Source organism: Deinococcus taeanensis (genome assembly GCF_020229735.1).
GTDB classification, from domain to species: Bacteria; Deinococcota; Deinococci; order Deinococcales; family Deinococcaceae; genus Deinococcus; species Deinococcus taeanensis.
The window spans coordinates 2,312,323-2,336,992 of record NZ_CP083455.1; the positions used below are offsets into that span (position 1 = coordinate 2,312,323).

The 24,670-nt window shown below is 69.2% G+C and carries 22 protein-coding genes and 1 riboswitch; of the genes, 5 read left to right on the forward strand and 17 right to left on the reverse strand.

From position 1 onward, the window contains the following. Window positions 1-2: 2 nt before the first annotated feature. A riboswitch (FMN riboswitch) is annotated at window positions 3-187 on the reverse strand. Window positions 188-323: 136 nt separating this feature from the next. Together LAJ19_RS11140 and LAJ19_RS11145 are read right to left on the reverse strand one after the other, a co-directional pair. Beyond that, window positions 324-1,067 (reverse strand): SIR2 family NAD-dependent protein deacylase, encoded by a 744-nt coding sequence (locus tag LAJ19_RS11140; protein WP_225475820.1) that lies wholly within the window; start codon window positions 1,065-1,067, stop codon window positions 324-326. Between the two features lie 144 nt (window positions 1,068-1,211). Beyond that, window positions 1,212-1,814 carry an RNA 2'-phosphotransferase gene (locus LAJ19_RS11145; RefSeq protein WP_225475821.1) on the reverse strand — a complete coding sequence of 201 codons (603 nt, stop codon included), beginning with the start codon at window positions 1,812-1,814 and terminating at the stop codon, window positions 1,212-1,214. 96 nt (window positions 1,815-1,910) lie between these two features. Between LAJ19_RS11145 and LAJ19_RS11150 the strand changes: the two genes are divergently transcribed. Next, window positions 1,911-3,413: a carboxypeptidase M32 gene (locus LAJ19_RS11150; protein WP_225475822.1), complete on the forward strand. Its 1,503-nt coding sequence runs from the start codon at window positions 1,911-1,913 to the stop codon at window positions 3,411-3,413. Between the two features lie 54 nt (window positions 3,414-3,467). Here the strand turns inward: LAJ19_RS11150 and LAJ19_RS11155 are convergent, their stop codons facing one another. The 6 genes from LAJ19_RS11155 to LAJ19_RS11180 all read right to left on the reverse strand — a co-directional run bounded on the left by LAJ19_RS11155 (window position 3,468) and on the right by LAJ19_RS11180 (window position 8,811). Next, entirely contained in the window at window positions 3,468-3,845 is a 378-nt protein-coding gene (locus LAJ19_RS11155; RefSeq protein WP_225475823.1) for a RidA family protein, read from the reverse strand. A gap of 20 nt (window positions 3,846-3,865) precedes the next feature. Continuing rightward, the gene (locus LAJ19_RS11160) at window positions 3,866-4,933 is read right to left on the reverse strand and encodes a PP2C family protein-serine/threonine phosphatase (protein WP_225475824.1); all 1,068 of its coding nucleotides are present in this window, start codon (window positions 4,931-4,933) and stop codon (window positions 3,866-3,868) included. Between the two features lie 101 nt (window positions 4,934-5,034). Next, a complete protein-coding gene (locus tag LAJ19_RS11165) occupies window positions 5,035-6,753 on the reverse strand; it encodes an HD domain-containing phosphohydrolase (RefSeq protein WP_225523259.1) in 1,719 nt (572 codons plus the stop codon). Between the two features lie 66 nt (window positions 6,754-6,819). After that, window positions 6,820-7,218, reverse strand: a complete 399-nt coding sequence (locus LAJ19_RS11170) for a methylglyoxal synthase (protein WP_225475825.1) — start codon at window positions 7,216-7,218, stop codon at window positions 6,820-6,822. A gap of 45 nt (window positions 7,219-7,263) precedes the next feature. Continuing rightward, window positions 7,264-8,166 (reverse strand): DUF1206 domain-containing protein, encoded by a 903-nt coding sequence (locus LAJ19_RS11175; protein ID WP_225475826.1) that lies wholly within the window; start codon window positions 8,164-8,166, stop codon window positions 7,264-7,266. Window positions 8,167-8,319: 153 nt separating this feature from the next. Next, window positions 8,320-8,811, reverse strand: a complete 492-nt coding sequence (locus LAJ19_RS11180; RefSeq protein ID WP_225475827.1) for a YbjN domain-containing protein — start codon at window positions 8,809-8,811, stop codon at window positions 8,320-8,322. 111 nt (window positions 8,812-8,922) lie between these two features. Between LAJ19_RS11180 and LAJ19_RS11185 the strand changes: the two genes are divergently transcribed. After that, on the forward strand, window positions 8,923-9,972 hold the full coding sequence (locus LAJ19_RS11185) for a bifunctional nicotinamide-nucleotide adenylyltransferase/Nudix hydroxylase (RefSeq protein WP_225475828.1): 1,050 nt from the start codon (window positions 8,923-8,925) through the stop codon (window positions 9,970-9,972). Window positions 9,973-10,218: 246 nt separating this feature from the next. Next, entirely contained in the window at window positions 10,219-10,614 is a 396-nt protein-coding gene (locus LAJ19_RS11190; RefSeq protein ID WP_225475829.1) for a hypothetical protein, read from the forward strand. Between the two features lie 44 nt (window positions 10,615-10,658). Here the strand turns inward: LAJ19_RS11190 and LAJ19_RS11195 are convergent, their stop codons facing one another. From LAJ19_RS11195 to LAJ19_RS11235, 9 genes are all read right to left on the reverse strand, one after another. Next, window positions 10,659-11,525, reverse strand: a complete 867-nt coding sequence (locus tag LAJ19_RS11195) for a carbohydrate ABC transporter permease (RefSeq protein ID WP_432804208.1) — start codon at window positions 11,523-11,525, stop codon at window positions 10,659-10,661. Further along, entirely contained in the window at window positions 11,522-12,646 is a 1,125-nt protein-coding gene (locus tag LAJ19_RS11200; RefSeq protein ID WP_225475830.1) for a carbohydrate ABC transporter permease, read from the reverse strand. The genes LAJ19_RS11195 and LAJ19_RS11200 overlap by 4 nt, the downstream gene beginning before the upstream one ends. A gap of 89 nt (window positions 12,647-12,735) precedes the next feature. Continuing rightward, on the reverse strand, window positions 12,736-13,971 hold the full coding sequence (locus LAJ19_RS11205) for an ABC transporter substrate-binding protein (RefSeq protein ID WP_225475831.1): 1,236 nt from the start codon (window positions 13,969-13,971) through the stop codon (window positions 12,736-12,738). Continuing rightward, window positions 13,968-15,308, reverse strand: a complete 1,341-nt coding sequence (locus LAJ19_RS11210; RefSeq protein WP_225475832.1) for an ROK family transcriptional regulator — start codon at window positions 15,306-15,308, stop codon at window positions 13,968-13,970. The genes LAJ19_RS11205 and LAJ19_RS11210 overlap by 4 nt, the downstream gene beginning before the upstream one ends. A 333-nt stretch (window positions 15,309-15,641) precedes the next feature. Then, window positions 15,642-17,195 (reverse strand): lysine--tRNA ligase, encoded by a 1,554-nt coding sequence (gene lysS / locus LAJ19_RS11215; protein WP_225475833.1) that lies wholly within the window; start codon window positions 17,193-17,195, stop codon window positions 15,642-15,644. Window positions 17,196-17,269: 74 nt separating this feature from the next. After that, window positions 17,270-17,758 (reverse strand): GreA/GreB family elongation factor, encoded by a 489-nt coding sequence (locus LAJ19_RS11220; RefSeq protein WP_225475834.1) that lies wholly within the window; start codon window positions 17,756-17,758, stop codon window positions 17,270-17,272. Window positions 17,759-17,871: 113 nt separating this feature from the next. Further along, window positions 17,872-19,020, reverse strand: a complete 1,149-nt coding sequence (locus LAJ19_RS11225) for an MFS transporter (protein WP_225475835.1) — start codon at window positions 19,018-19,020, stop codon at window positions 17,872-17,874. 194 nt (window positions 19,021-19,214) lie between these two features. Further along, window positions 19,215-21,509 carry an endonuclease MutS2 gene (locus LAJ19_RS11230; RefSeq protein ID WP_225475836.1) on the reverse strand — a complete coding sequence of 765 codons (2,295 nt, stop codon included), beginning with the start codon at window positions 21,507-21,509 and terminating at the stop codon, window positions 19,215-19,217. A 176-nt stretch (window positions 21,510-21,685) separates the two neighbouring features. Beyond that, a complete protein-coding gene (locus tag LAJ19_RS11235; protein WP_225475837.1) occupies window positions 21,686-23,032 on the reverse strand; it encodes a replication-associated recombination protein A in 1,347 nt (448 codons plus the stop codon). A 59-nt stretch (window positions 23,033-23,091) separates the two neighbouring features. Here LAJ19_RS11235 and LAJ19_RS11240 point away from each other — a divergent pair, with 59 nt between their 5' ends. Next, on the forward strand, window positions 23,092-23,370 hold the full coding sequence (locus LAJ19_RS11240; protein WP_225475838.1) for a hypothetical protein: 279 nt from the start codon (window positions 23,092-23,094) through the stop codon (window positions 23,368-23,370). A gap of 90 nt (window positions 23,371-23,460) precedes the next feature. Then, window positions 23,461-24,633 carry a DUF885 domain-containing protein gene (locus LAJ19_RS11245; RefSeq protein ID WP_225475839.1) on the forward strand — a complete coding sequence of 391 codons (1,173 nt, stop codon included), beginning with the start codon at window positions 23,461-23,463 and terminating at the stop codon, window positions 24,631-24,633. Window positions 24,634-24,670: the final 37 nt, after the last annotated feature.

Sequence of the window (24,670 nt, forward strand, 5' to 3'; positions counted from 1 at the left end):
CGTTCCTCCTTCTCTCATCCGGACTGAACGGGCGCGTGAAGCGCCGCAACACCGTCGGCCCCGGAGTTTCACCGGATCGGGCCGGCGCGTGGTGCAGTCTGCGCCGGCTTCGCGGGCTGAGGTCCGCGCCGCAGAGGGCCGGGCCATCACCGCCGGTAGGGACTCTCACCCCACCCCGAAGGAAGCGGCCCACCCGCGGGCGGGCCAGCGTCAAGGGTAGCACCCCCTCAGGGCAACACCGTGGGAAAAACCAGACACCTGCACGGGAACAGGGCAGGGCACCAGAGGCAGGCGCAGGCGCCTGCCAGCGTCAGGTCAGTCTGCTACGCCTCCTGCTCCAGCAGCGCCGCAAGGCCCCGGGTGGCGACGTCCCGCACGGCGAAGGTCATGTACGCGCTGAGGTCTGACTCCGTGGGGTTGACCTCGATGACAGTCCCGCCGCGCTGCAGGGTCTCCAGGGCGAGCCCGGCGGCGGGGTACACGGCGCCGCTCGTGCCGATCACCAGGGCCACGTCCGCCGTGGCAAAGGCGTCCTGCGCGGCTGTCAGGGCCGCTTCAGGCAGGAACTCCCCGAACCAGACGACGTTCGGCCGCATGCGGTGCCCGCGCGGCGAGCTGGGCGGCGTGGCCAGAACCTCCGGGGCGGGCAGGGGGAAGATTTCGCCGGTCACCTCGTCCCGGCCGGAGATGAGGTTGCCGTGCAGTTCCACGAGCTGCCCCCCGTGCGTGCCGCTGCCGGCGCGGTGGTGCAGGCCGTCCACGTTCTGTGTGGCGAGGAAGAACCCCGCGCGTTTGCGCTGTTCGAGCTGCGTGAGCAGGTGGTGTGCGGCGTTCGGCTGGGCGCGCAGCACGTCCTGGTACCGGCCTGCGTACCACGCCCAGACCATCTCGGGGTCGCGCTCGTAGGCGTCCGGACTGGCGAGGTCCTCCGGGCGGAACCGCGCCCAGTGCCCGGTCTGCGCGTCCCGGAAGGTCGGGATGCCGCTCTCAGCGCTGACGCCTGCGCCGGTCAGCACGGCCACGCGTGAGGCGGAGCGCAGGGCGTTACGGGCAGCAGTCAGGTTCATCTCCACAGGCTAACGCGCCGCCACTGCTGGACCTGGGTCTTTCTGGTGTGACCCTGGGCCTCAGGCCGCCCTGGCCGGGCCAGACCCAAAAAAACCGCCCTTTCCGGCGGTGATAAAAAAGGATAACCCGGTATGCAGGCCGTGTCAAGGCCCGTCCTCCGCTGCGCTGGGCGCCGCGCTGCACGGTGTTTTCTCGTACGGCCCGGCGGCCGGTATGCAGCGCTCACCCGTGCCTGACTCGCGAATGAATTCAGGCGGGACATGACCGGTCAGCCAGACGCCGTTCTCACTGCGGGAGAAGATGTGCCCCGCGGCGTGCAGGGCGGCGGCCAGCACGGTCAGGATCACGGGTGCCCCGCGGCGCGCGCCCACCAGCCGGGCCGTGCCCGGGTCGGATGAAAGGTGCACGTGGTGGCGCCTCATGGGCCGCAGGCCCCCGGTCCGGATGGCCGCCAAAGCCCCGGCGTGCGTGCCGTGGTACAGCATTTCGGGCGGGGTGAGGGGCTCAAGCTGAAGGTCCACCGGCACGCTGTGACCCTGGTTGGCGCGGATCTGGGTGCCGGTCAGGCTGAACCGCTGCTTGTCATTGTCGGCCACGACCTGCTCCACCGCCTCCCGGGAAACGCGCAGGTGCGTCAGGATCGGCCCAAGCGGCACCCAGCCCCCCGGGCCGAGAGTCAGGCCCGCCTCGTGCGGAGCGTGGCGCAGCAGGTACGCGAGCCGTCTGGACAGAGTGGAGTCGGTCATAGGGTCAGTGTGCGCGCTGACACCCGGGCCGGGCATCGGCCAGATGAGTCAGGAACGGTGCGCGTTCCTGCGGGTGGGCGCGGTACGCTGCGGGGCATGACGCAGCACGAGACGTGGGTGGCCCTGCAGGCGCACTGGCAGGAACTGGCAGACCTGGGGGGCATCGGCGCGCTGCTGGGGTGGGATCAGAGCACGTACCTGCCGCGGGCCGGCGCGGCGGGCCGGGCGCGGCAGCGGGCCCTGCTGTCGGGCCTGCGCCACGCGCGGGGCACCGACGCCGGGTACGGGCGCCTGCTGGACGAGGCGCAGCAGCTGACGCTGGGGCCGGTGGAGGCGCGGATGCTGGCGCTGGCACGCCGGGACTTCGAGCGGGCCACGCGGCTGCCCGGCGCGTTCGTGCGGGAGGTGTCCCAGCATGCCGGGGAGAGTTATGCGGCGTGGGTGGAGGCGCGCCCCGCGAACGACTGGGCGCGGATGGTGCCGCTGCTGGAACGGACGCTGGAGCTGAGCGTGCGGGGCGCGTCGTTCTTCCCGGAATTCGCGTCGCCGATGGATTACTTCATCGACCAGTCCGATGAGGGCATGACCGCCGGGCAGGTGGACGAGGTGTTCGCGCAGCTGCGGGCCGCCCTGGTCCCCCTGGTGGACGCCACCGCGCAGGCGCCGGCCCCCCGCACGGATTTCCTCGCGCGGGACTACCCGGTGGACGTGCAGTTGCAACTGGGCGAGGAGATCGCCCGGGCGTACGGGTACGACTTCACGGCGGGCCGGCAGGACCTGACGGCGCACCCGTTCATGACACGACTGGGCGGGCAGGACGTGCGGATCACCACGCGGGTCCGGGTGGATGACCCCACGGACGCCCTGTACTCCACGCTGCACGAGGCCGGGCACGCCATGTACGAGCAGGGCGTCGATGCCAGCCTGCTGGGCACGCCGCTGGGCGGCGGCGTGAGCGCCGGGGTGCATGAGAGCCAGTCGCGGCTGTGGGAGAACCTGGTGGGCCGCTCGCGGGCGTTCTGGGCGGCGTTTTTCGGGCGGTTCCGGGACGCGTTCCCGGCGCAGCTTGCGGACGTGACCGAGGAGGAGATGTTCCGGGCGGTGAACGTCGTGCGCCGCAGCCTGATCCGCACGGACGCCGATGAGCTGACGTACAACCTGCACGTCATCACGCGCTACGAGCTCGAACGGCAGCTGCTGGACGGCCGGCTGGCGGTGGCAGACCTGGCCGACGCATGGCACGCGGCGTACGAGGCGAACCTGGGCGTGCGCGCCCCGAGTGACGTGGACGGCGCGCTGCAGGACGTGCACTGGTTCAGCGGTTCGATTGGCGGGGCCTTCCAGGGGTACACGCTGGGGAACGTCCTGAGCGCGCAGTTCTACGCCGCGGCCCAGGCGGCCCATCCGGGCCTGGAGGGCGACCTTGCGCGCGGGGAGTTCGGGCGGCTGCACGGGTGGCTGCGTGAGCACGTGTACGCGCCGGGGCGGACCTTCACCCCGAACGGGTTGCTGGAACGCGCCACCGGGCAGGGCATGACGCCGCAACCGTATGTGGCGTACCTGCGCGGGAAGTACGAGGCGCTGTATGGGCTGAAGTAGGGCCCGTACCCAGGGCGCGCAGGCCGACCCGCGCGCCCTCCTTCAGCTGGTGACTCAGTGGCGTTCGGCGATCACTTCGATTTCCACGCGGACGTCGCGGGGCAGACGGGCGACCTGAACGGTGCTGCGCGCAGGGTAGGGGGCCGGAAAGTGCGTCTCGTATACGGCGTTCATGGCACCGAACTCGTTCATGTCGGCGAGGAACACGGTGGTTTTTACGACGCGGGCGAGGTCGGTGCCCGCAGCGGCCAGCACGGCTTTCAGGTTGGCGATCACCTGTTCGGTCTGCTCGGTGATGCCGCCGGTGATCAGCGTTCCGTCGGGCAGCAGGGGAATCTGGCCGCTGGTGATGACAAGGTTCCCGAACACGGCCGCCTGACTGTAGGGGCCAATGGCGGCGGGCGCGGCGGGTGTCTGGATGATCTCTTTCATGCTCCGAGCATACCTGCCCCTCAGCGGGGGTGGCTGATGGACGCTTCCGGTGGGGTGGCGCCGGGGGGCAGGGGCAGGGTGGCGCTGGGCTGGTGCAGGGGATTGGTCTGCTGGCGGCGCAGTTGGACGCGCTGAACGATCAGCAGTCCGAGCAGCAGGGTGGTGCCGGCCAGGCCGAGCAGGGCGCGGCGTTCAGGAACCAGCATGATGCCCAGCAGCGTGAAGTAGGCGACCATCAGCAGCAGGTAGGTGGTGAGGCTGTTGCCGCGCTGGGTGCTGAGCAGCACGTCGACGTACAGCGGGCCGTCCTCGCGGCGGGGCGGGAGGGCGTAGCTGGGCAGGCGGGCGGCGCGGTGAATATCGACGATCAGAGCGGTGATGTTGTCGGGACCGCCGGCGTCGTTGGCGGCGTTCACGAGCAGCCGCGCCGTGTTGTCCGGCGTGAGGGGACGGGCCAGCAGGGCCAGGAGTTCCTGGTCGGTGACCACGCTGCTGAGGCCGTCACTGCACAGCAGCAGGCGGTCGCCTGCCGCGGCCGGCAGGCCGAACAGTTCCAGCCGGACGCGTTCCTCACCGCCCAGGGCATTGCTGACCACGCTGCGCCACTGGTGATCGCGCGCTTCGGCTTCGGTCATGTGGCCCAGGCGGACCTGTTCGGCCACCCAGGAGTGGTCCTCGGTGAGGCGGTGCAGGGCGCCGTCGCGCATCAGGTACGCGCGGGAATCGCCGACGTGCGCCACGAGCAGCGCGCCCCGGTCGATCAGGACGGCGAGGAGGGTGGTGCCCATGCCGACGTACTCGCCGACTGCGTGACGCAGCACAGCGAGATTCGCGGCCTGCACCGCCTCGGCGAGCCGGGCGGGGGCCACGCCCCGCCCGTCCAGGTAAGTCTGGCTGAGGGCGTCCAGAGCGAGGTTTGCGGCGAGTTCCCCGGCGGCGTGGCCGCCCATGCCGTCGGCCACGGCGTACAGCCCACCCTGGGGGAGATCCAGTGCGAGGGCGGCGTCCTGGTTCACGCCGCCCTGACGCTGACGACCCACATCGGTCAACAGACCCGACGTCAGGGAGGGCGTCGCGGGGGCGCGCATGAATTCAATATAAGCCACGTGAACGGGCAATCCTGTGTAAACGACTCAGGGTCCATTATGGCGTGCATGGCCAGTCCGGCTCCGGCCGGGGCGCGCGGCAGCTAGGCCACGTGCGGGTCGCGGTCGGGCGTGCGCAGGGGAAGGCGGCCGCTGTCGTGCAGCGCCGTGAAGGCCTGCACGGCCGCCGGGTCGAACAGGGTCCCGGCATGCTGGTGCAGGTAGGCCAGGGCGTCGGCATCGTCCCAGGCGGGCTTGTAGGGACGTTCGCTGACCAGAGCGTCGAAGGCGTCAACGACGCGCACGATGCGGCCGCCCAGCGGAATGGCGGAACCGCTGAGACCGTTGGGGTAGCCGGTGCCGTTCCAGCATTCGTGGTGGGACAGGGCGATCTGCGCCGCGAGGCGCAGCAGTGGCCCGCCGTCGGTCGCGCCGGGCTGGGTGAGCAGGTTGGCACCCAGGGTGGTGTGCGTGCCGATCACGCGGCGCTCCTGGGCGGTCAGGGGACCGTCCTTGAGCAGGATGGCGTCGGGAATGCCGATCTTGCCTACGTCATGCAGCCGGGCGGCCAGGCCGAGCTCCTGGGCGTGCAGCGGCTCACAGCCGAGTTCCAGGGCCACGGCGGTCGTGGCGTCCCCCACCCAGCGGGTGTGGGGGCCCAGCGGCGCGTCACGGAACTCGGCGGCGCTGGCAAGCAGGTCGACGACAGCGCGGTGACTGCGGCGCAGTTCGGCGGTGCGGGACTCGACCAGGGTTTCCAGTTCATCGCCGCGCACGCGGTTCAGGTGCGCCTCGTGCCGGGTGACGTTCAGGTGCAGCCGGGCCTGCGCGGCACGCATGCGTTCATGCTGGTGCGTGTCGCGCCGCTGGGCGTCGAGCGCGTGGTACGCCCGGTGATGCGCGAGCGCCTGCACGTGCTCGCCCAGGCTCTCGCACAGCTCGCAGGCGACAAGGTGCAGCTGGGCGTGCTCGGCCAGCAGGTGCAGGGGCGGCGCCTGACGCAGCAGGATGTTCAGGCGTTTCAGAGCGGCCTGCCCCTCTCCGAGGGCCTGTTCGGCCCGCGCCAGGTCGGCGTGCACGCGCAGCGTCGCTCGCGGAGCGGTGAGGTGCTTCAGGGCTTCCTGCGCGGCCTGCTGCGCAGCGGCCGGATCAGGGTGCAGCAGCGCCAGCCGGGCCAGGGCCGCCCACAGGTCGCCCTGAAGCGCTGCGGGCGTCTGCGGATCGTGGGCAGCAGCCAACAGGTCGGTGCGGCGCCGCTGCTGCTGCGCGGCGCTGAGCGGCACGGGTTGCGAGTCGAGCTCCGCCTGCGTGAGGCGCACCAGCGTGGAGGTCAGGCCGGGCTGGTGCGGCAGGGCGCGGCGCAGACGGGCGCTGGCATGCAGGGTGTGGCGTGCGGCACTCAGGTCCCCCTGCATGGCCTGCACATGCGCGATGTCGTCCAGCAGGTCCAGTTCCAGGGCGTGATCGCCGGCGTCCCGGGCCAGGCGCAGCGCGAGCGAGAGGTAGTCCTGCGCGTCGGTATCGCAGGCGAGATTCAGCTGCGCGCGGGCCGCTTCGCGCCACAGGGCCGCCTGCAGGGCGGGTATGGTGCCTGTGAAGCCCACCCCTTCCAGCAGGGCGTGCAGCGCCGCGTGCGGCTGATCAAGCTGGTTCAGGGCCTGCCCGCGGCGCAGCAGCGCCCGGGCCACCCGCAGGTCCTCCCCGGCGGCGCGGGCGGCCTGTTCGGCCTGCTCGGCCTCGCGCAGCGCCTGTGCCCAGTCCCCGGGCGGGCGGGTGGCGTGGTCGTGGTCCGGGCGACTGAAGGTGGGGTCCCACACAGGCATCACGCTCCCATCTCATCATGTCCGGCGCCTGCGCGGGTCGCGAAGCTGGCGGGACCCCTGGCGGGGTCAGCGGGGCAGCTGGTCACGCAGCCACAGCATCAGTGCCTGGGCGCTGGCGGGATTGGTCGCCAGGGGAATGTCGTGCACGTCGCACAGGCGCACGAGGGCGCTTACGTCGGGTTCGTGCGGCTGCGCGGTCAGCGGGTCGCGGAAGAAGAACACGGCCAGCACGCGCTCTTCCGCGAGGCGCGCGCCGATCTGCTGGTCACCGCCCAGCGGACCGGACAGCACGCGTTCAACTGTGAGTCCGGTCTGCTTTTCCAGGATGCCGCCGGTGGTTCCGGTGGCGACCAGATGAAACTGGCCCAGCACGTCCCGGTGACTCAGGGCGAACAGGGCCAGTTCCAGCTTTTTCTTGTCGTGGGCGATGAGTGCCACCTGACGTCGGGGATCCTGGGCGGTCATGCCCCGGATTGTGCCACGCGCGCCCGCGCCGCCTGGGGGGCCTGCTCAGCCTGCGGCGCTGTCCTCAATGCGGATGCGGCGGTAGCGGGCCTGCACCACGCACCACACGCCGTAGCACAGGGTCCCCAGCGCCACGGCGCCGAGCAAAAGGTTCCCGGCGGGCTGCGTGCGCAGCCAGGTGAGGGCCTCGCTGATGCCGACCGTTTCGGTGGCGTTGCGGTGCCACGCGGCCAGCAGCGCGAACACACCGATGATCACCATGAGAATGCCGCGTGAGGTGATGCCCACCTGGCCGATCCGCACCAGCGCGTCGCGGGGGCGGCCACTGACGTCCGTGAACGCCATGCGTTTCATGAACTTTGCGCCGTACGCGCTGTACAGCTGATTGGCCGCCACGGCCAGCAACGCCAGCCCGCCCAGCGCCAGCAGCAGCTGCCCTCCTGGCAGGTCCAGGATGGTGCTGGCGACGCGGTCCTCACTGTTCTGCTGCCGGGTTGCGGTGCCCAGCGTGGCGAGCCGGGCGGTGAACAGCGCGAGGCCCACGTTCGCTGCGCCGCTCAGCGCGTACCCGCTGCGTTTGATGACGCCCTTGGCCTGATGGCCCTGGCCTTCCGGGTCGAAGGCGGCGCGGATCAGCTGCCACAGCGCGTACCCGATCAGCCCCAACGTGAGCAACCACATCAGGAGCGGCCCCGCCGGGAGGTCCTGCAGCCGCAGCAGGGCGCCCTGGGTGTCGGTGGTGGCGCCGCCGCGGCCCAGCGCGACGCTCAGGGCCAGGAACCCCACCGTGCCGTACACTGCGCCCTTGCTGGCGTACCCGAAGCGTGCCAGGGCCTCCAGCCACGGCGCGGCGTGACTCGTGGCCTGAGACGCGGCCTGCTGAGCGTCGTGCACGCCGTGTTTCAGGCTGCTGGTCGCGGTGCGCCCGATGTCTTTGAGCTCTGCCATGAGACCTTCAGTGTGTGGGCGCGCCGGACCGGGTGGGTCTGCGCCGCCTGGCCCTGGTCTTGACCTGACCCAGGCTTTTTCTTCATGCAGCGGGCGTGTGGGCATGAACAGGGCCCCTCACCGCACGGAAGGGGCCCTGGAGAAGCGGGAGCTTCAGCTTTCGGGCAGTTCGCCCTCGAAGGATTTGACGTCCTCGAGGTAATCGGTCATCCAGGCTTTCAAGGTGGCCTTGGTGTACCCGCCGCGCACCGGCATGGTGGAGTCCAGGTAGTACGCGCCCTCGTAGATGTAGGCCTGGGTGTAGTAGTTGCCGTTCCAGTCGTTGACCACCTCGGTGTCCAGGGCGTCGTCCTGGTCGCTGTAGTCCCAGGAGGTGCTGGCCGTGACGCGGCTGCACACATTGTTCTTGCAGCCGCTGAGCCACACGCTGATTTTGTGCTCGCCGGAGACGATGGTCATGCTGGGTTCGCCGTCCGCTTCGGTGGGGTTCATGGTGACGCGGTACCCGGCCTCCTTCAGGGCGCTCAGAAGAGCGGCGGGGGTGGCGGGCTGCACCTGCGCGCCTGCAGGAGCAGCGGCGCCACCGGCGAGAGCAGGCGCGGTGAGGGACAGCGTCAGGGAAGCGGCCAGCAGGCGTCGGGTCATGGCCTCACAGTACGCCACCGGCCGGCAGACCACTGCCTCAGATGCCCGGATCAGCCGCCCACCGCTTTTTCCTCATGATTTTCATGGTGAGGACATGACAACGTGAGGACCATGACCTCGCCTGCCCCGACCTCCACCCCGCGCCGCAAACGCACCTTCGGGGTGTACATCGGCCGGTTCGAACCCCCACACACCGCCCACCGCGACGTGATGCTCGAAGCCCTCCAGAGCGTTCAGAAACTCATCGTCGTGATCGGCAGCGCCCGCGCCGCCCGCAACATCAAGAACCCGTTCACTGCCGAGGAACGCCAGGACCTCATCAGCGGCATGCTGCACGCCGCCGGCATCCCCCGCACCCGGCTGCTGTTCGTGCACGTCCGCGACTACTTCTACAACGAGACCCTCTGGCTCAGCGAAGTGCAGGCCGGCGTGCAGACCCATACCCGCGGCAGCACCGACATCGCCCTGATCGGCCACATCAAGGACGAAAGCAGCTATTACCTGCGCTCCTTCCCCGCCTGGGAATTCATTCCCACCCACGTCGTCAGCTCCCTGAGCGCCACCGACGTCCGCCACGCCTACTTTGAAGACCGCCTCGACGACGTGCGCGGCATGGTCCCCCCCGCTGTACATGACTTCCTCGACCGCTTCCGCCAGAGCACAGACTTCCGCGAACTGCAGGAGGAATACCGCTTCATCCGCCAGTACCGCGCCGCCTGGAAGGACGCCCCTCACCCCCCCATCTTCGTGACCACCGACGCCGTCATCACCCGCAGCGGGCACGTTCTCCTCGTGCGGCGCGGCGGACTGCCCGGCCGCGGGCGACTGGCCATGCCCGGCGGCTTCCTCGAGCAGCACGAAACCCTTCTTGACTGCTGCGTCCGTGAAGTCCACGAGGAGACCGGCCTCGGTCCGGGCCTGGATCTGCGCAGCGCCCTGCGTGCCCAGGCGGTCTTTGACTACCCTGACCGCAGCCTGCGCGGGCGCACCATCACCCACGCCTATCACTTCGACCTGGGCATCGGGCAACTGCCCCTTCTCAGCAGCGGGAGCGACGCCAGCGACGCCTTCTGGATGCCGCTGAGTGACGTCCTCGCCCGCCCCGAACTGTTCTTCGAAGACCACCACGCCATCATCGAACACTTCGTCATGCGCGGGTAAACGGCAGGGGGCGGCGCAGGATGCGCCGCCCCCTGGCCTGCTGGGAACAATGACCAGGGTGCCCGCATAAGCCACGACAAGCCTTATGACCTGTACGCCCTGAAAGACCCGCGACATCACCCGGCCCGCCCGTTCCACATCGGCAAGGGGAGCGGCACCCGCGCCTGCGATCACCTGATCCGGCCCGGCAACACCCCTAAAGGCGACCGCATCCGTGAGATCGGGGCGGCAGGCGCGCAGGTCATGGTGAGTGACTGGGTTAAGCACCTGACCGAGCCCGAGGCCCTGCGCCTCGAAGCACAGCTGATCGCAGCGACCGGTACATCGGCCAGCGGCGGGCTGCTCACGAATCCTGTGCTGCCCTCGGGTCTGGGCGGGAAGAGCCGCCCCCGGCTGACCGTCCCCACGGGCGTGCCCGAGAAGGCACAGGTGGGCCTGACACTCCTTGACGCCGTACTGGAGTTCGCACAGGCGAACCCGGACGGCGTGACGAACGCGGAGGTGGCAAGCCTGCTGGGCCGGCGCAGTGACTCCGGAGGCGGCCCGGAGGATGACCTCTCGTCCAGCCTGCTGGGGGTGCTGATGCGGGACGGAAAAGTCCGGCGCGGGCAGGGGCGACGGCACGTGCCACAGGTGAAATAAGTGCGCCCCACACCAAGGTGCGGGACGCGTGAGCAGAGAAAGCTTCAGCCCTTGACGGACCCGGCCAGCAGACCGCGCACGAAGTAACGGCCCAGCAGGATGTACACCAGCAGGGTGGGCAGCGCCGCGAGGATCGCGCCGGCCATCGGCAGGTTCCAGCTCACGGCCTGCCCCCCGGCCAGCTGCGACAGGGCGTACGTGACCGGCTGGGAGCTGGTGTTCGTGAGCGTGGCAGCGAACAGGAATTCGTTCCACACCTGCGTGAACTGCCAGATGATCACCACCACGAAGCCGGGAATGCTGATCGGGAAGATGACCCGGCCGTAGATCTGCCAGAAGCCAGCGCCGTCGATGGTGGCGGCCTCAATGAGCGCGTCGGGCACGTCGGCGTAGAAGTTCCGGAAAATCAGGGTGGTGATCGGAATGCCGTACACCACGTGCGCCAGGATCAGTCCCCAGATGCTGCCGTACAGGCCAAGGGACTTGATGAACTGGAACAGCGGGATCAGCACCGCCTGGTAGGGAATGAACATGCCGAAGAGCATCAGGGCGAACATGGTGTTGGCCCCACGGAATCTCCACTTGCTCAGGGCGTACCCGTTCAGGCTGCCCAGCATGGCGCTCAGCAGGGTGGCGGTCACGGCCAGGAACAGGCTGTTCATGACGTTCCCGCCGATCTTGCCCCACGCTTCGCTGAAGCTCGCCCAGTTCAGCTGGGCAGGCCAGTGCCAGGTGGTGGCGAGGTTGATGGCATCCGGGCTTTTCAGCGCGGTGGTGAACAGCAGGTACACCGGCACCAGGAAGAACAGGGCGGCCAGGACCAGCACGACGTACATGATCACGCGGCCGGGACTCAGGGGCCGGCGGGGCGCGGCGGCCGGAGCCGTGTGAACGGGAGCGGTGGTGGTCACGCTTTACCCTCCTCGGTGCGGAACTGGGACGTGAGGTACGGCACGATCACGAAGGCCACCAGGATCAGCAGGATCGTGCCGATCGCGGCGCCCAGCGCGAACTGGTTCTGGCGGAAGCTGGTGAGGTACATGTTCAGCGCCGGGACGCTGGTATTCACGTTGTCCGGGCCGGCCATGGCGTACACCAGGTCGAAGATCTTGAGGCTGATGTGCCCCAGAACGATCATGGCGGACAGGGTGATGGGAGCCAGCAGCGGGAAGATCACGTGCTGGTACATGCCGATGTCGTTGGCACCGTCGACCTTGGCGGCCTCGCGGAGCTCTTCGGGAATGCCGCGCAGTCCGGCGAGGTACAGCGCCATGGTGTAGCCGCTCATCTGCCACACGGCGGCGATGATGATGCCGATCAGGGCAAGGTTGAAGCCGTGAAATTCAGGCGCCGGCAGGAGTTTCAGGTTCGGGCCGATCAGCAGGGCCCAGCCGAGCAGCAGCGCGGCGCACGCGCCCGCCACCAGGGTGCGGGTGCGCTCGCCGTTGCGTGCGGCGCGCACCGCGAGGACGATCAGGACCACGCCGACGACGCTGGCGGTCAGGAGCGGCAGTTTGTTCCAGTCGAACTTCCAGATGGAGTCGGTGCTGCTCAGCCACGCGAAGGTGCTGGGCGGCGCGCCGAACAGGGTGGTCACCTGATTCACGCCGCCCTGGGGTTGCAGCATCCAGCGCCAGATGGTGCCGGTCACGATGAAGGACAGGCTCATGGGGAACAGGAAGATGGTGCGCCACAGGCCTTCACCGCGGGGGTTGCGGTCCAGGATCAGGGCGAGGCCCAGCCCCAGGCCCAGGCAGCCGAGGATGAAGAACAGCGTGAAGAAGATGGTGCTGATCAGTTCCTGCCGGAAACGGCCCTGCAGGAAGCCGGTGAACAGGTCCTGGTAGTTGGCCAGGCCGGTGAACCGGATGATCGGATTCAGGGCCAGGGCCTGGGCAGGGTCGTTGCCCCAGTCCGTCATGCTGACGTACACACTGCGCGCGATGAAACCGTACACGAACACCGCGATCAGAATGATACTGGGCGTCAGAACGGCGATGGACCACAGGCGGTCTCGACTCAGGCCTTTCATACGGGCCTCCTTTCAAGGGGGGCGGTGCGCAGCCTGCGGCGCGCGGGAAGCTTCCCCGCGCGCGGCCGGCCGCGCACCGCTAAAGGCGTTTACTTGCTGATGCCAGCGCGGACGGCCAGCTGCTGCGCGGCGGCGGCGGCGCCCTGCGCGTTCTTGCTGGACACGAACTGGTCGATCACGGCGCCGAAGGCGCTGGTGAAGCTTTCGGGGGCAACGGCGCCGTGCACCATGGAGCCCACAATCTTGTTGCTCTTCCAGTCGGCGGCGGCGCTCTTGCTGTACGTGTTGTACTTGCTCAGGTCGCTGTCAGTCCGCGCGGCGATGGAGCCCTTGAGGGGGTTGAAGGCGTCCTGACCGGCCTTGCTGCCCAGCACCTTGAGCCAGTTGAGGGCCTCGGCGCGGTCCTTGGCGCCCTTGGGCAGGCCGAAGGAGTCGGCGAGCATCACGAAGGTCTTGGTGGTGCCGGGAGCGGCGGCCCAGCCGAAGCCGGCGTTGGGGGTGAGTTTCTTGGTGGTGGTGAAGTAGCCGGCGGCCCAGTCACCCATGATGTTGAAAGCGCTGGTGCCGTCGATGATGCGGTCACTGGCCTGCTGCCAGCTCAGGCCGCTGGCGTCCTTGTTGGCGCAGTCCATGACCTGCCCGAAGGTGGTGAACGCCCCGACCACTCGGGGGTCGCTGAACTTCAGCTTGCCGGACCACAGGTTTTCCCAGCCCTGGGCGCCGAGGGTGCCGATCATGACGCTCTCCCAGAGGTGCTGCTGGGTCCAGTTCTCGCCCACGACGAGGGGCGCGGCGACGCCCTTGCCTTTCAGGGTGGCGCAGGTCTTGATGAATTCAGGCCAGGTTTTGGGCACGGTGACGCCCCAGGTCTTGAGCTTGGCGGGGTTGTACCACATGACGTTGCTGCGGTGCACGTTGACGGGCACGCTCCAGGGCTTGCCGTTGGTGCTGATCAGCTTGACGAGGTCCTTGGGAAAGACCTTGTCCCAGCCTTCGCTCTTGAACAGGCTGCTGAGGTCCTCCATGCGCCCGGCGACGACCCAGGTGCCGATGAGTTCCTGACCGGCGTGCGCCTGGAAGGAGTCGGGCGGGGTGCCGCCCAGCATGCGGGTTTTCAGCACGGCTTTGGCGTTGGTGCCGGCGCCGCCGGACACGGTGGCGTTGTCCACGTTCACCGAGGGGTACTTCTGCTTGTACAGCTTGACGAGCGCTTCGAGGGCGGGACCTTCGTCACCGGACCACCAGGAGAAGATCTCCAGTTTTCCAGCGGCAGAGGCGCTGGTGGTGACGGCGAGGGCGGCGGCGAGCAACAGTGCTTTTTTCATGGGGTTCCTCCGTGAGAAACAGTGGGGATCTGTAGGGGCGGGGTGGCGTGGGCCGCAGGGGGAGGAGCGCGGCTGGCCGCGATGTCACGGGCGTTCTGATTCATGCGGGCAATGCCGTACAGGTGCGGCAGGCCCCGTGGTGTGAAGAGGGAGTCGAGCATCATGGCGCCGGCGCCCAGCACGCCGGCGTCGCGGCCCAGGGTGCCCAGGTCGATGCGGGTGCGGTCGGCATTGATGCGCATGGTGCGGCTCTGAGCGCTGGTGCGCACGGCGCGCAGCAGCACGTCGCCCGCCTGCGAGAGGCGCCCGCCGATGACCACGGCGGCCGGGTTGAACAGGTTCAGGGTGGTACTGATGGCCACGCCCAGGTGGTGCCCGGCTTCCTCCCACACGGCGCGTGCCAGTGGGTCGGTGCTGGCGTGGGCCAGCAGGGCCTCCAGGGTAATGGGGTCTGGCAGCGCGCTGGGAAGGCCCTGACGCCGCAGGGTGCGGGCGTGGTTCACGAGCACCTGCGCGGCCGCGTAGCTTTCCAGGCTGCCGGGGTTGCCGCTGCGGCCCACGGGGCCCTGCTCGTTGATGCTGATGTGCCCAATCTCTCCTGCGCCGCCGCGCATGCCGCGGTGCAGGCGCCCGCCGAGCAGGACGCCGGCGCCGATACCGGTGGCGGCTTTCACGTAGATGAGGTCCTGAATGCCGCGGTGGGCGCCGAAGCGGGCTTCAGCCAGGGCGCCCAGGTTGGCGTCGTTGTCCACGAGCACTTCCAGGTTCAGCTGACCCTGCAGGGCTTCGCGGATGTTCTCACCGTCCCAGCCGGGCATGTTGGGGGGCTGCACGACGCGGCCGGTGTCGTGGTCCACGGGGCCGGGTACGCCAATGCCGACCAGGGCAACGTGGGCGGGCTGCACGCCCGCTTCCTGCATCACCTGGGCGCTGAGGTCGCGTAGCAGGGCGTAGGTGAGGTGCGGGCCGCGCATGATGTCGTGCGGAACGGTCTGGCTGGCGAGCGTGCGGCAGTGCAGGTCCAGGACGTCCACGCGGGCGTGGCTGGCCCCGAGGTCGATGGCGAGCAGTGTGGCGGCGCGGGTGTTGAGGTTGAGCATGGTGGCGCGCCGGCCGACGCCGCCGCTGCCGCGCGTGCCGACTTCCTGCACGAGGCCAACGCTGATCAGTTCGGTGACGATGGAGCTGATGGCGCTGCGTGACAGGCCGAGTTCACGGGCGATATCCACGCGGGCCAGATCCCGGTCCCACAGCAGGCCGAGCAGCAGCAGGGTGTGCCGCGCGCGGATGGCCGCGAGGTCCAGGGTGTCCGGGGTGTGGTGTTCGGCGTGCAGCATGGCTGGGCAACCTCGGGTGAGCCCACGGTCAGGCAACCGTTGGGACAGGTGGTGTGCAGTCGGCGGGTCCGACTGTTGGGTCAGGTAAAGCTTGCGTGAAGTCATGGTGCACTTGAGTAGTTTTGTTTGTCAAACGAACGAATTAATGGAAGCGCTTCACAGAAGTCGCAGGATTACCTTCAGAGCAAGCCCGCCGGAGATGATCAGAAAATGGCCGTTCCAGACGACGTTTTTTCGTTCGCCCCCGATGGGGGCCCCGGTGGATGGGACACCCCACACCCCCGCCAACGAAACAGGAGCAAGGTCTCACCTTGCCCCTGCCCCCCGGCATGCTCAGCCCGTGACTTCGGCCGCGCCCTCCTCCTCGCCCGGTCCGGCCGTGCCTTCCGGCCGCAACAGCGGAAACAGCAGCACGTCCCGGATGGAATCCCGGTCCGTCATCAGCATGGCGAGGCGGTCCATGCCCATCCCCATCCCCGCCGTGGGCGGCATGCCGTACTCCAGGGCCATGAGGAAATCCTCGTCCTGCTCGTGCGCCTCGTCGTCCCCCGCCTCGCGGCGCGCCGTCTGCGCCTCAAACCGCGCCCGCTGATCCAGCGCGTCATTCAGCTCCGAGTAGATGGGCGCCAGCTCAAAGCCCGCCACGAACAGATCGGCACGCTCCGCCAGGCCCGCACGCTCACGGTGCACCTTCACCAGCGGACTGATCGCCAGCGGCATGTCCGTCAGGAAGGTCGGATTGTGCAGCAGCGGCTCCACGTACTCACCACTGAGTTTGTCCAGCAGCTTGTAATCCGGCACCTTCCGCAGTTCCGGGTGGCGCTCATCACTCCAGGCACGCAGTTTCACCAGGTCCAGCGGGTCAAAGTCCAGGCCCGCCTGCTCCCTGAGGGTCGTCACGAAATCCAGGCGCCGGAACGGCAGCGAGAAATCCAGTTCGCGGCCCTGGTACGTCAGTTTCGGCTCCCCCTTGAGTTCCACCACGAGATCATGCAGCAGCTGCTCCACGAGCCGCATCATGTCGTTGTAGTCCCCGTACGCGAAGTACGCCTCCAGCATCGTGAATTCCGGGTTGTGCGTCCGGTCGACGCCCTCGTTGCGGTAGTTGCGCCCGATTTCGTACACCCGCTCGAAGCCGCCCACCAGCAGCCGCTTGAGGTACAGTTCCAGACTGATGCGCAGGCTGAACTCGTGCGACAGCGCGTTATGGAACGTTTTGAACGGTTTGGCTTCCGTGCCTCCAGGCACAACCTGCAGGGTCGGCCCTTCGACCTCCATGAAGTCGCGGCTGTCCAGGAAATTCCGGATGAACCGCAGCATCCGCGAGCGCGTGCGGTACACCTCACGGCTCTCCGGGTTGATCATCAGGTCCACGTACCGGCGCCGGGCACGCAGCTCCTCGTCCTGCAGGCCGTGGAACTTGCTGGGCAGCGGATGCAGACTCTTGACGAGCGGCTGCCAGGACGTCACCCGCAGCGTCAGCTGACCGGTGCGCGTGACGAACGGCACGCCCCGCACGCCGATAATGTCGCCCAGATCAATCTTTTTCGTGGGATCGAAATTCTCGGTCTCCTGCCTGGAGAAGTGCAGCTGGATCTTCCCGAACTCATCGTTCAGGTCCGCGAACGCCGCCTTGCCCATGTGCCGCATCAGGGTCACGCGGCCTGCCAGGGCGTACTCCTCCTCCGGCCACTCCTGACCGGGATCCAGCTGCCCCTCCGCGTTGGCCGGGTGCGCGGCCAGCACGTCACGGGCGTAGTGGGTGCGCGGGTAGGTGTACGGGTAGGCCTCGAAACCAGCCGCGACCTGGGCATCCAGGTTGTTCAGGCGGCTGACGGTCTGCTCGTGCAGACCCTCGCGGCGCGGGGAGGGGAAACCATCAGACATAACCGCCAGTATAGGCCGCGCCCACACCACCCGGCAGGGGCGGCGGGGCGCGGCTGAGGGTCAGCGCCGGGCGGTCAGTACTCGATGCTCCTGACCTTGTACTTCATCTGCTTGCCGTTGTCGAGGTTCACCACGAACGTCTCCCCTTTCCGGCGGCCCATGAGTTCTTTCCCCACCGGGCTGTCCTCACTGACCCGCGGCAGGCTCCCGCCGGTCACGGTGGCCTCGGCGGCACTCACGACCTGCACCTTCATGTCCTTCTTGGTGGCCTCGTTGGACAACACCACGATCGCACCCAGCTCCACGCGCCCTTCATTCTCGTGGTCCTCAATAACTGTGGCGCGCGCCAGGGTGTCTTCCAGCTCCTCGATGCGCGCCTCGATGTTCATCTTCTCGCGCTTGGCGTCTTCCAGCCCCGTGTCCTCGGTGTCGGAATTCGTTTCCATCTGCTCCTGCAGAATGCGGGTCGCTTCCGCCAGGCGCTTCATCTCCTGATCCAGCGTCTTCTGAAGCCGGTCGAACCCTTCGCGCGTGAGTTTCACCTGTCTGGTCGCCTGTGCCACTCTTGAGCCTCCGTTACGCCACCGGGCCTCTCCCGGCAAGGACTTGAAACTGAATTGGGTGAGAAGTCGCCGCGCATTCTGCCACACACCCCCACCCCTGACAACGAGGTCTGCTAGGCGGCCCGCTCCCCGCGCCGCACCAGCAGCGTGAACACCCCCATCAGCACCGCCAGCACCAGCAGCCCCGACGGAATGGCCGGCGCGCCCCACCGCGCGAACAACGCCCCCAGCAACGCCGGCGCCACCACGCCGCCCACCGACCCGGCCACCAGCAGCACCGGCACCAGGCGCGCCGACAGCGCCCGCGACAGCCACGCCAGCGTCGTCCCGAACACCGGCGCCAGGGCCAGCCCCGCCAGCACCACCGCGCCCGGCGCCAGGGCCGGCACACGCGCCGCTCCGGCACACATCACCAGCGCCGCCGCGCACCACACCACCACCCGGTGCGGCGCCAGGCGGCCGGCAAACATGCCCGTCAGTACCCGCCCCACCGTGAGCGCCGCCCAGAACGCACTCAGGATCACGGCCGCGCCCGGCACCCCCAGCTCCGTCAGGTACCGCGCCGTCCACGCGCCGTAGCCGGCCTCCATGCCCACGTAACAGATGACCAGCCCTGCAAACAGCGCCGCCTGCACCCCCGGCCGCGCCGGCCCCGCACCGGCCGGCGCGGCCGCAATGCCCGGCACGCCCCAGACCCGCCCCACCACGAACGACACGCCGCACAAGGCCACCACCGTCAGAAACGGCCCGGCCAGCCCACCCTCAGCGCCACTTCCCCCGCCCAGCCCGGACACGATCAGCGGCGAGAGCATGCTGCCCACTCCGAACACCGCGTTCACGAGGTTCACGGCCCGCGCCCCCACGCTCGCGTACGCCGCATTCAGGCACGCACTCACCCCCCCGAACCCCAGCCCCCCCAGGAACGCACACAGCACCGCGACGGACCAAGCCGGCGCAGCCGTCACGCCCAGCACCCCAAGGGCCAGCAACAGCAGACTCCAGGACACGCCGGCGCGCACACTCATGCGCCGCAGCGCCAGACCCACCAGTGGCGGCGCCACCGCCGACCCCAGAAAGTGCGCGCTGGCAATCACGCCCACCACCGCCGTACTGACCCCGAACCGCGCCTGAAACAGCGGAAACGCCGGACCGTACATGGCCTGCAGCACACCCAGCGTAAAAAACGCCGCGCTGCCCACCGCAAGCAGCGGCCCTGACAGCCGCGGCTGCGGAACACCGGAAGGAGACGAGACACCACTCACGCGGGCGACGCTATCACCCGCGCGGCCCCCACCGCAGGGCCCTGTGTACCGCGCCTGAACGCGCCATCGTGGACAGCCCGGAACGCACCAGGCAGACCCACCGCCACCCGCACGTCACCTGGAGAAGCGACGAGGTTGGCCCACAACGAAGCGAAGCTCCCAGGGCCCAAGTGCCCCTGATAGAGCCGCCGGGATCAGCGGCGGATGTTCACGATGGTCACGCCGTGCCCGCCCTGGTTCGCTTCAGCGTCATGAAAGGACTCAACCTTGCGGTCTGTTTTCAGGTACTCGCGCAGGAGCCGGCGCAGCACCCCCTGTCCCTTGCCGTGGACGACTCGCAGAGGACTTTCTTTCAGGGCGTGCGCTTCGAGGATGGCGGTCCGCAGTTCCTCCACCGCCTCCTCGACGCCCATGCCCCGCAGTTGCAGTTCGTTCTGGAAGGTGGTGGCGGTCGTGCCGGTGAAACGCGGCCCGCGGGTCCTGGGGGCCTCGACCTTCGGGTCCTGCTTGAGCCGCACGTCGCGGCGTTTAACGCCGACCTTCATGACGCCCAGCTGCACCACGAGGTCATCACCGCGCAGTTCCAGCACCTGCCCGGCGGCGTTGTACGCGGGGACGTCCACGCGGCTGCCCACGCGGATCGGATCGCCGCGGTCCTCACGGACCACGGGGGCCGGGCGGGCTTTCTGCGCCGCGGCGCGCAGTTCGCGGAGTTCCTGCATGACGCGCGGGCGGGCGCTGTCCTCCTGCGCGCGGGCGCGCAGCGTGCGGACCCGTTCAACAGCGTCGGCGTACAGCGACTCGGCCTTCTGCGCGGCCTCTGCGAGCATCTCGTTGCGGCGCACTTCCAGGGTTTCGCGTTCGTGGCGTACGCGGCCCAGTTCGGCTTCCGCGTCACGGCGGGCGGCGGCGGTGGCGTCCAGCTGCGCGCGCAGCTCGGCCCGTTCGCGTTCCAGGCCCTCAAGCATGCGTTCCATCAGGCCCGCGTCGGGACCCAGCAGGTCCTCGGCGCGCTTCAGGACGCCGGCAGGCAGGCCCATGCGCTGGGCGATTGCCAGCGCGAACGACCGGCCCGGCTGCCCCACCTGCAGGGCGTACGTGGGGGCAAGCGTGTTCACGTCGAAACCCATGCTGGCGTTTTTCAGGCCGGGGGTTTCCAGGGCGAACAGCTTCAGGGGCGAGAGGTGCGAGGTGATCACGCCGCGCGCGTCCTGCGTGAGCAGGCACTCGATCAGCGCCTGGGCCAGTGCCGCGCCCTCGTTCGGGTCGGTGCCTGAACCCAGCTCGTCCACGAGCACCAGCGTGTCGGGCGCCGCGTGGCGCAGCACGTACCGCAGGTGCTTGAGGTGGCTGGCAAAGGTGGAGAGGCTCGCCTCGATACTCTGCTCATCGCCGATGTCCACCAGCACGTCCCGCACCACCGGCAGGCGCGCGCTGGCAGCCGCGACGTACATGCCGCACTGGTGCATCAGGACCGCCAGGCCCAGCGTCTTGATGGTCGCGGTTTTCCCGCCCATGTTCGGGCCGGTGATGAGCAGCAGCTTCGTTTCACCCAGAGCGAGGTCATTGGCGACCGGATTCTCGATCAGTGGGTGGCGCACCTCGCGCAGGTCGTACGAGCCGTCATTGACCTGCTCAGGGCGGTTCAGGCGCCAGTCCCGCGCCAGTCGGGCCTTGGCGGCGATCAGGTCCAGTTCGCCGATCGCCGCGAGCGTCACGGGGACCGCGGCGTCCGAGGCGAGCAGGCCGGACAGTTCAGTCAGAATCCGCCGGACTTCGGCCTCCTCATCCAGGATCAGGCGGGTCAGCTCGTTGTTCAGCTGCGTCACGGCGGCGGGCTCCACGAAGTACGTCTGTCCGGTGGCGCTGGCGTCCACAATGATGCCCTGCACCTGACCCACCCGGCTGGCCTGCACCGGCAGCACGTACCGGTCGCGGCGGATGGTGACGATGTGCTCCTGCAGGACGTCGGCCCACTTGTCCAGCGTGGCGGCCAGCCGCTCCCGGATGCGGCCGCGCAGCGGGTCGATGCGCTTGCGCAGGTCACGCAGGCGCGGGCTGGCTTCATCCCGCACGCCGCCGTCCCGGTCCAGCGCGGACAGCACCCGGCGCACCAGTTCACTGTGATCCCCGAGATCCTGCGCGAGCTCGCGCAGCGGTCCGCGCGAGTTCGCGGTGATGGCGCGCTTCACGGTCATGGCGCCGTCCAGCGAGTACGCCGCGGTGAGCAGTTCCTGTCCGGCCAGCACCCGCCCCTCGCCCGCCCGGGCGTGCAGTTCCCGGATGTCCTGAATGCCGCCCAGGCTGAGGCTCACGCCGAACAGCGCGTCTTCCACCTCATCGAGTTCGCGCGCGATCCGCCCGGCGTCATCCGACGGCCGCAGTGCCCGCGCGCGCTCCACACCCAGCGACGTGGCGCTCCGCTCGGCCAGAGCAGCGAGAACGCGGGGGAAATCCAGGGCAGACAGGGCGCGGGCATCAAAGGACATCTCAAGCAGGAGCATAGCGGCCCCGCGCCGCCATAACCGTGCGCCGAGTGGCTTAGAAAGCCTTGACGCAATTCGCCCCGCACCGGGCTCCGGGCGCTTCGCACGGCACAGGGAGCGGGCTCAGGACCAAGCCTGCATGGTGGCAGTAAGGGGGCCACCCCGGTCCACTCGGTTCCTCAGTGGTCGGCGCCGCTTTCGTCCACCTTTCTCTCCTGTGTGCTCTCCGCTTGTGCGCCCCTCTCTTCTGGCGTGTTCCCTGCGCCGTGGGCCTGTCTGAGTTTGCGCCACCGTTCGGCGATGCGGGCCTCCCAGCCTTCGCCGGTGGGGGCGTACAGGTCGAGCTGCACGTGATCGGGCAGGTACGCCTGCTGGAAACTGCCCGCAGGGTCGTCGAAGTAGTAGGCGTACCCCTGGCCGTAGCCCTGTTGCCGCATCAGGCCGGTGGGAGCGTTGCGCAGGTGCAGGGGGATGGGGAGGCTCTCGCCGCTCCGCACGGCGTTCAGGGCGTTTTTCCAGGCGACGTACACGCTGTTGCTTTTGGGCGCCAGGGTGAGGTACACGATGGCCTGCGCCAGGGCGAGGTCACCTTCAGGACTGCCGAGGAATTCGACGGTGTCACGCGCGGCGATGGTGAGCCGCAGGGCCTGCGGGTCGGCGAGACCGATGTCCTCGGCGGCCATGCGGACCACGCGCCGGGCGACGTACATCGGGTCAGCGCCGCCTTCGATCATGCGGGCCAGCCAGTACAGGGCGGCGTCCACGTGACTGCCGCGCACGCTCTTGTGCAGTGCGGAGATCAGGTTGTAGAAGTCCTCGCCGTTCTTGTCCATCTGCGGCAGGTGCCGGCCGAACGCTTCGGTGATGGCGTCGGGCGTGACGGGGTTGGCGAGGGTGGCGGCGACTTCCAGGGTGCTCAGGGCGCGCCGGGCGTCCCCTTCGGCAAGCCGGGCGAGCAGGTCGAGAGCGCCGGCCTGAGCGGTGACGCCGCCCAGGCCGCGTTCGTCGGTCAGGGCCCGCTCGAGCAGGCTGCGGATGTCGCCGGGCGTGAGGGCCTCCAGGACCAGGGTGCGTGCGCGGGAGCGCAGCGCGGGGTTCACCTCGAAGCTGGGGTTCTCGGTGGTGGCGCCGATCAGGGTCAGCAGACCGGATTCCACGTGGGGCAGCAGGGCGTCCTGCTGGGCCTTGTTGAAACGGTGGATTTCGTCGAGGAACAGGATGGTTTTCTGACCGCGCGCGCGGAGGCGTTCCGCTTCCGTGACGGCTTCGCGGACGTCCTTTACGCCGGCACTCACGGCTGATAGCGCGATGAAGTGCGCGCCGACCTCACCGGCCAGCAGCCGGGCGAGGGTGGTTTTGCCGACGCCGGGCGGCCCCCAGAGGATCAGGCTGCCCAGGCGGCCGCTTTGCAGCACGCGCGTGAGGGGCCGGCCGGGGCCGAGCAGGTGCGTCTGGCCCACGACCTCCGCAACGGTGCGGGGCCGGAGTCTTTCGGCCAGCGGGGCGGGCGGGTCGAACAGCGTCACGTGCGCAGCATAAAAGGGTCTGCGGGAGTGCGCGGGGGCGTTTCGGTCAGAATGCCTTCATGGACGAGGCGACACTCCGGCATCAGATTGAACTCACGGCTTTTCCGGCGCAGGTGCAGGTGGCCCAGGTGCCGGGCCCGGGCGTGGTGCTGCGCGTGACGGCGGAGGGCGGCGCGCTCGGGCTGGAGGTGCAGGTAACGGTGGAGGCCACCCGGGTGTACGGCGAGGGTCCGGCGGTGGCCACGGCCCTGAAACAGCTGAAAGTGTCGGCGCAGTCGGGCCTGCCGCCGCGGCATGCGGACGGGCGGTACGAACGGATGGTGTTCATCGGGGACTGACGGACCGCGGGGCGCCACTGGCGCCGGTCATCCCTGGATGCAAGACGGGCCGCTGCGCGGGGCCGGGCGGAAGGACCTATCCTTCGGCGCATGACAGACAGGATCGCGGAACGGTACGTTCGGCTGGCGCACGCCATCGACGCGCATTCAGACGGTTTCATTGATGGGTACGGCGGGCCGCGCGAGTGGGCGGTGCGGGAGAAGCGCGACCCGGCCGCGTTGCAGCAGGACGCGCAGGCGCTGCTGGCGGACGTGGCCGGTGTCGCCGAACCGGAGCGGCGCGCGTGGCTGGAGGTGCAGGTGCGCGCGATGCACACCATGGCGCGCCTGCTGGCCGGGGAGGCGCTGCCGTACGAGGCGGAGGTCCGTGGACTGTACGACATCGAACCCAGGCGGGCGGACCTCGCGCAGCTGGACGGCGCACTGGCCGAACTGGAGCGCGTGCTTCCCGGCAGCGGGACCCTGGCCGAGCGTGAGGAGGCGCTGCGCGGGCGGCTGGCCGTGCCACGCGGCGACATTCTGCGGGTGGCGCAGCCGATCCTGACCGAGTTGCGCGCGCGGGTCGCGGGGGTCTTCGGATTGCCGGACGGTGAGGATTTCAGGATAGGGCTGGTGAACGACAAACCCTGGAGCGGGTACAACTGGCCGCTGGGGAACCTGAAGAGCCGCATTGACATCAACACGGACCTGCCGGTGGTGCTGCCGGCCCTGCCCGACCTGATGGCGCATGAGGGGTACCCGGGGCACCACACGGAGCACGCCACGAAAGAAGCGCGCCTGGTGCGGGAGCGCGGGTGGGCGGAGCACAGCGTCCAGCTGATCAATGCGCCGGAGTGCGTGGTATCTGAAGGCATCGCCGTGAACGCGCTGCGGGCGGTGATGCCCCGCGGGGAGGTGGAGGCGTGGCTGACCGGTGAGCTGTCAGCGGTGGCGGGCGTGAACCCGGAAGACGTGCAGGTGTTCCTCGCGGCGGGCGAAGCGAAGAAGGCCCTGACCAGCGTGAGCGGCGAGGCGGCCATGCGGCTGCACGCGGACGGCGCGCCGGAGAGCGAGGTGCTGGAGTTCCTGCGGACGTACGCCCTGGCGAGTGAGGCCCGCGCGGCGCAGTCGCTGCGTTTTCTTCAGAACCCGAACTTCCGGGCGTACATCTTCACGTACGCGGTGGGGGGGGATCTGGTGCGTGCGGCACTGGAGCGCGGCGGCACGGCGGCCTACGCGCGGCTGTTGCGTGAACCGGTCACGCCGGGTCAGCTGCGCGCCTGAACGGCACGGGGAGGGGGCGAGCGGCCTGCGCGGCCGT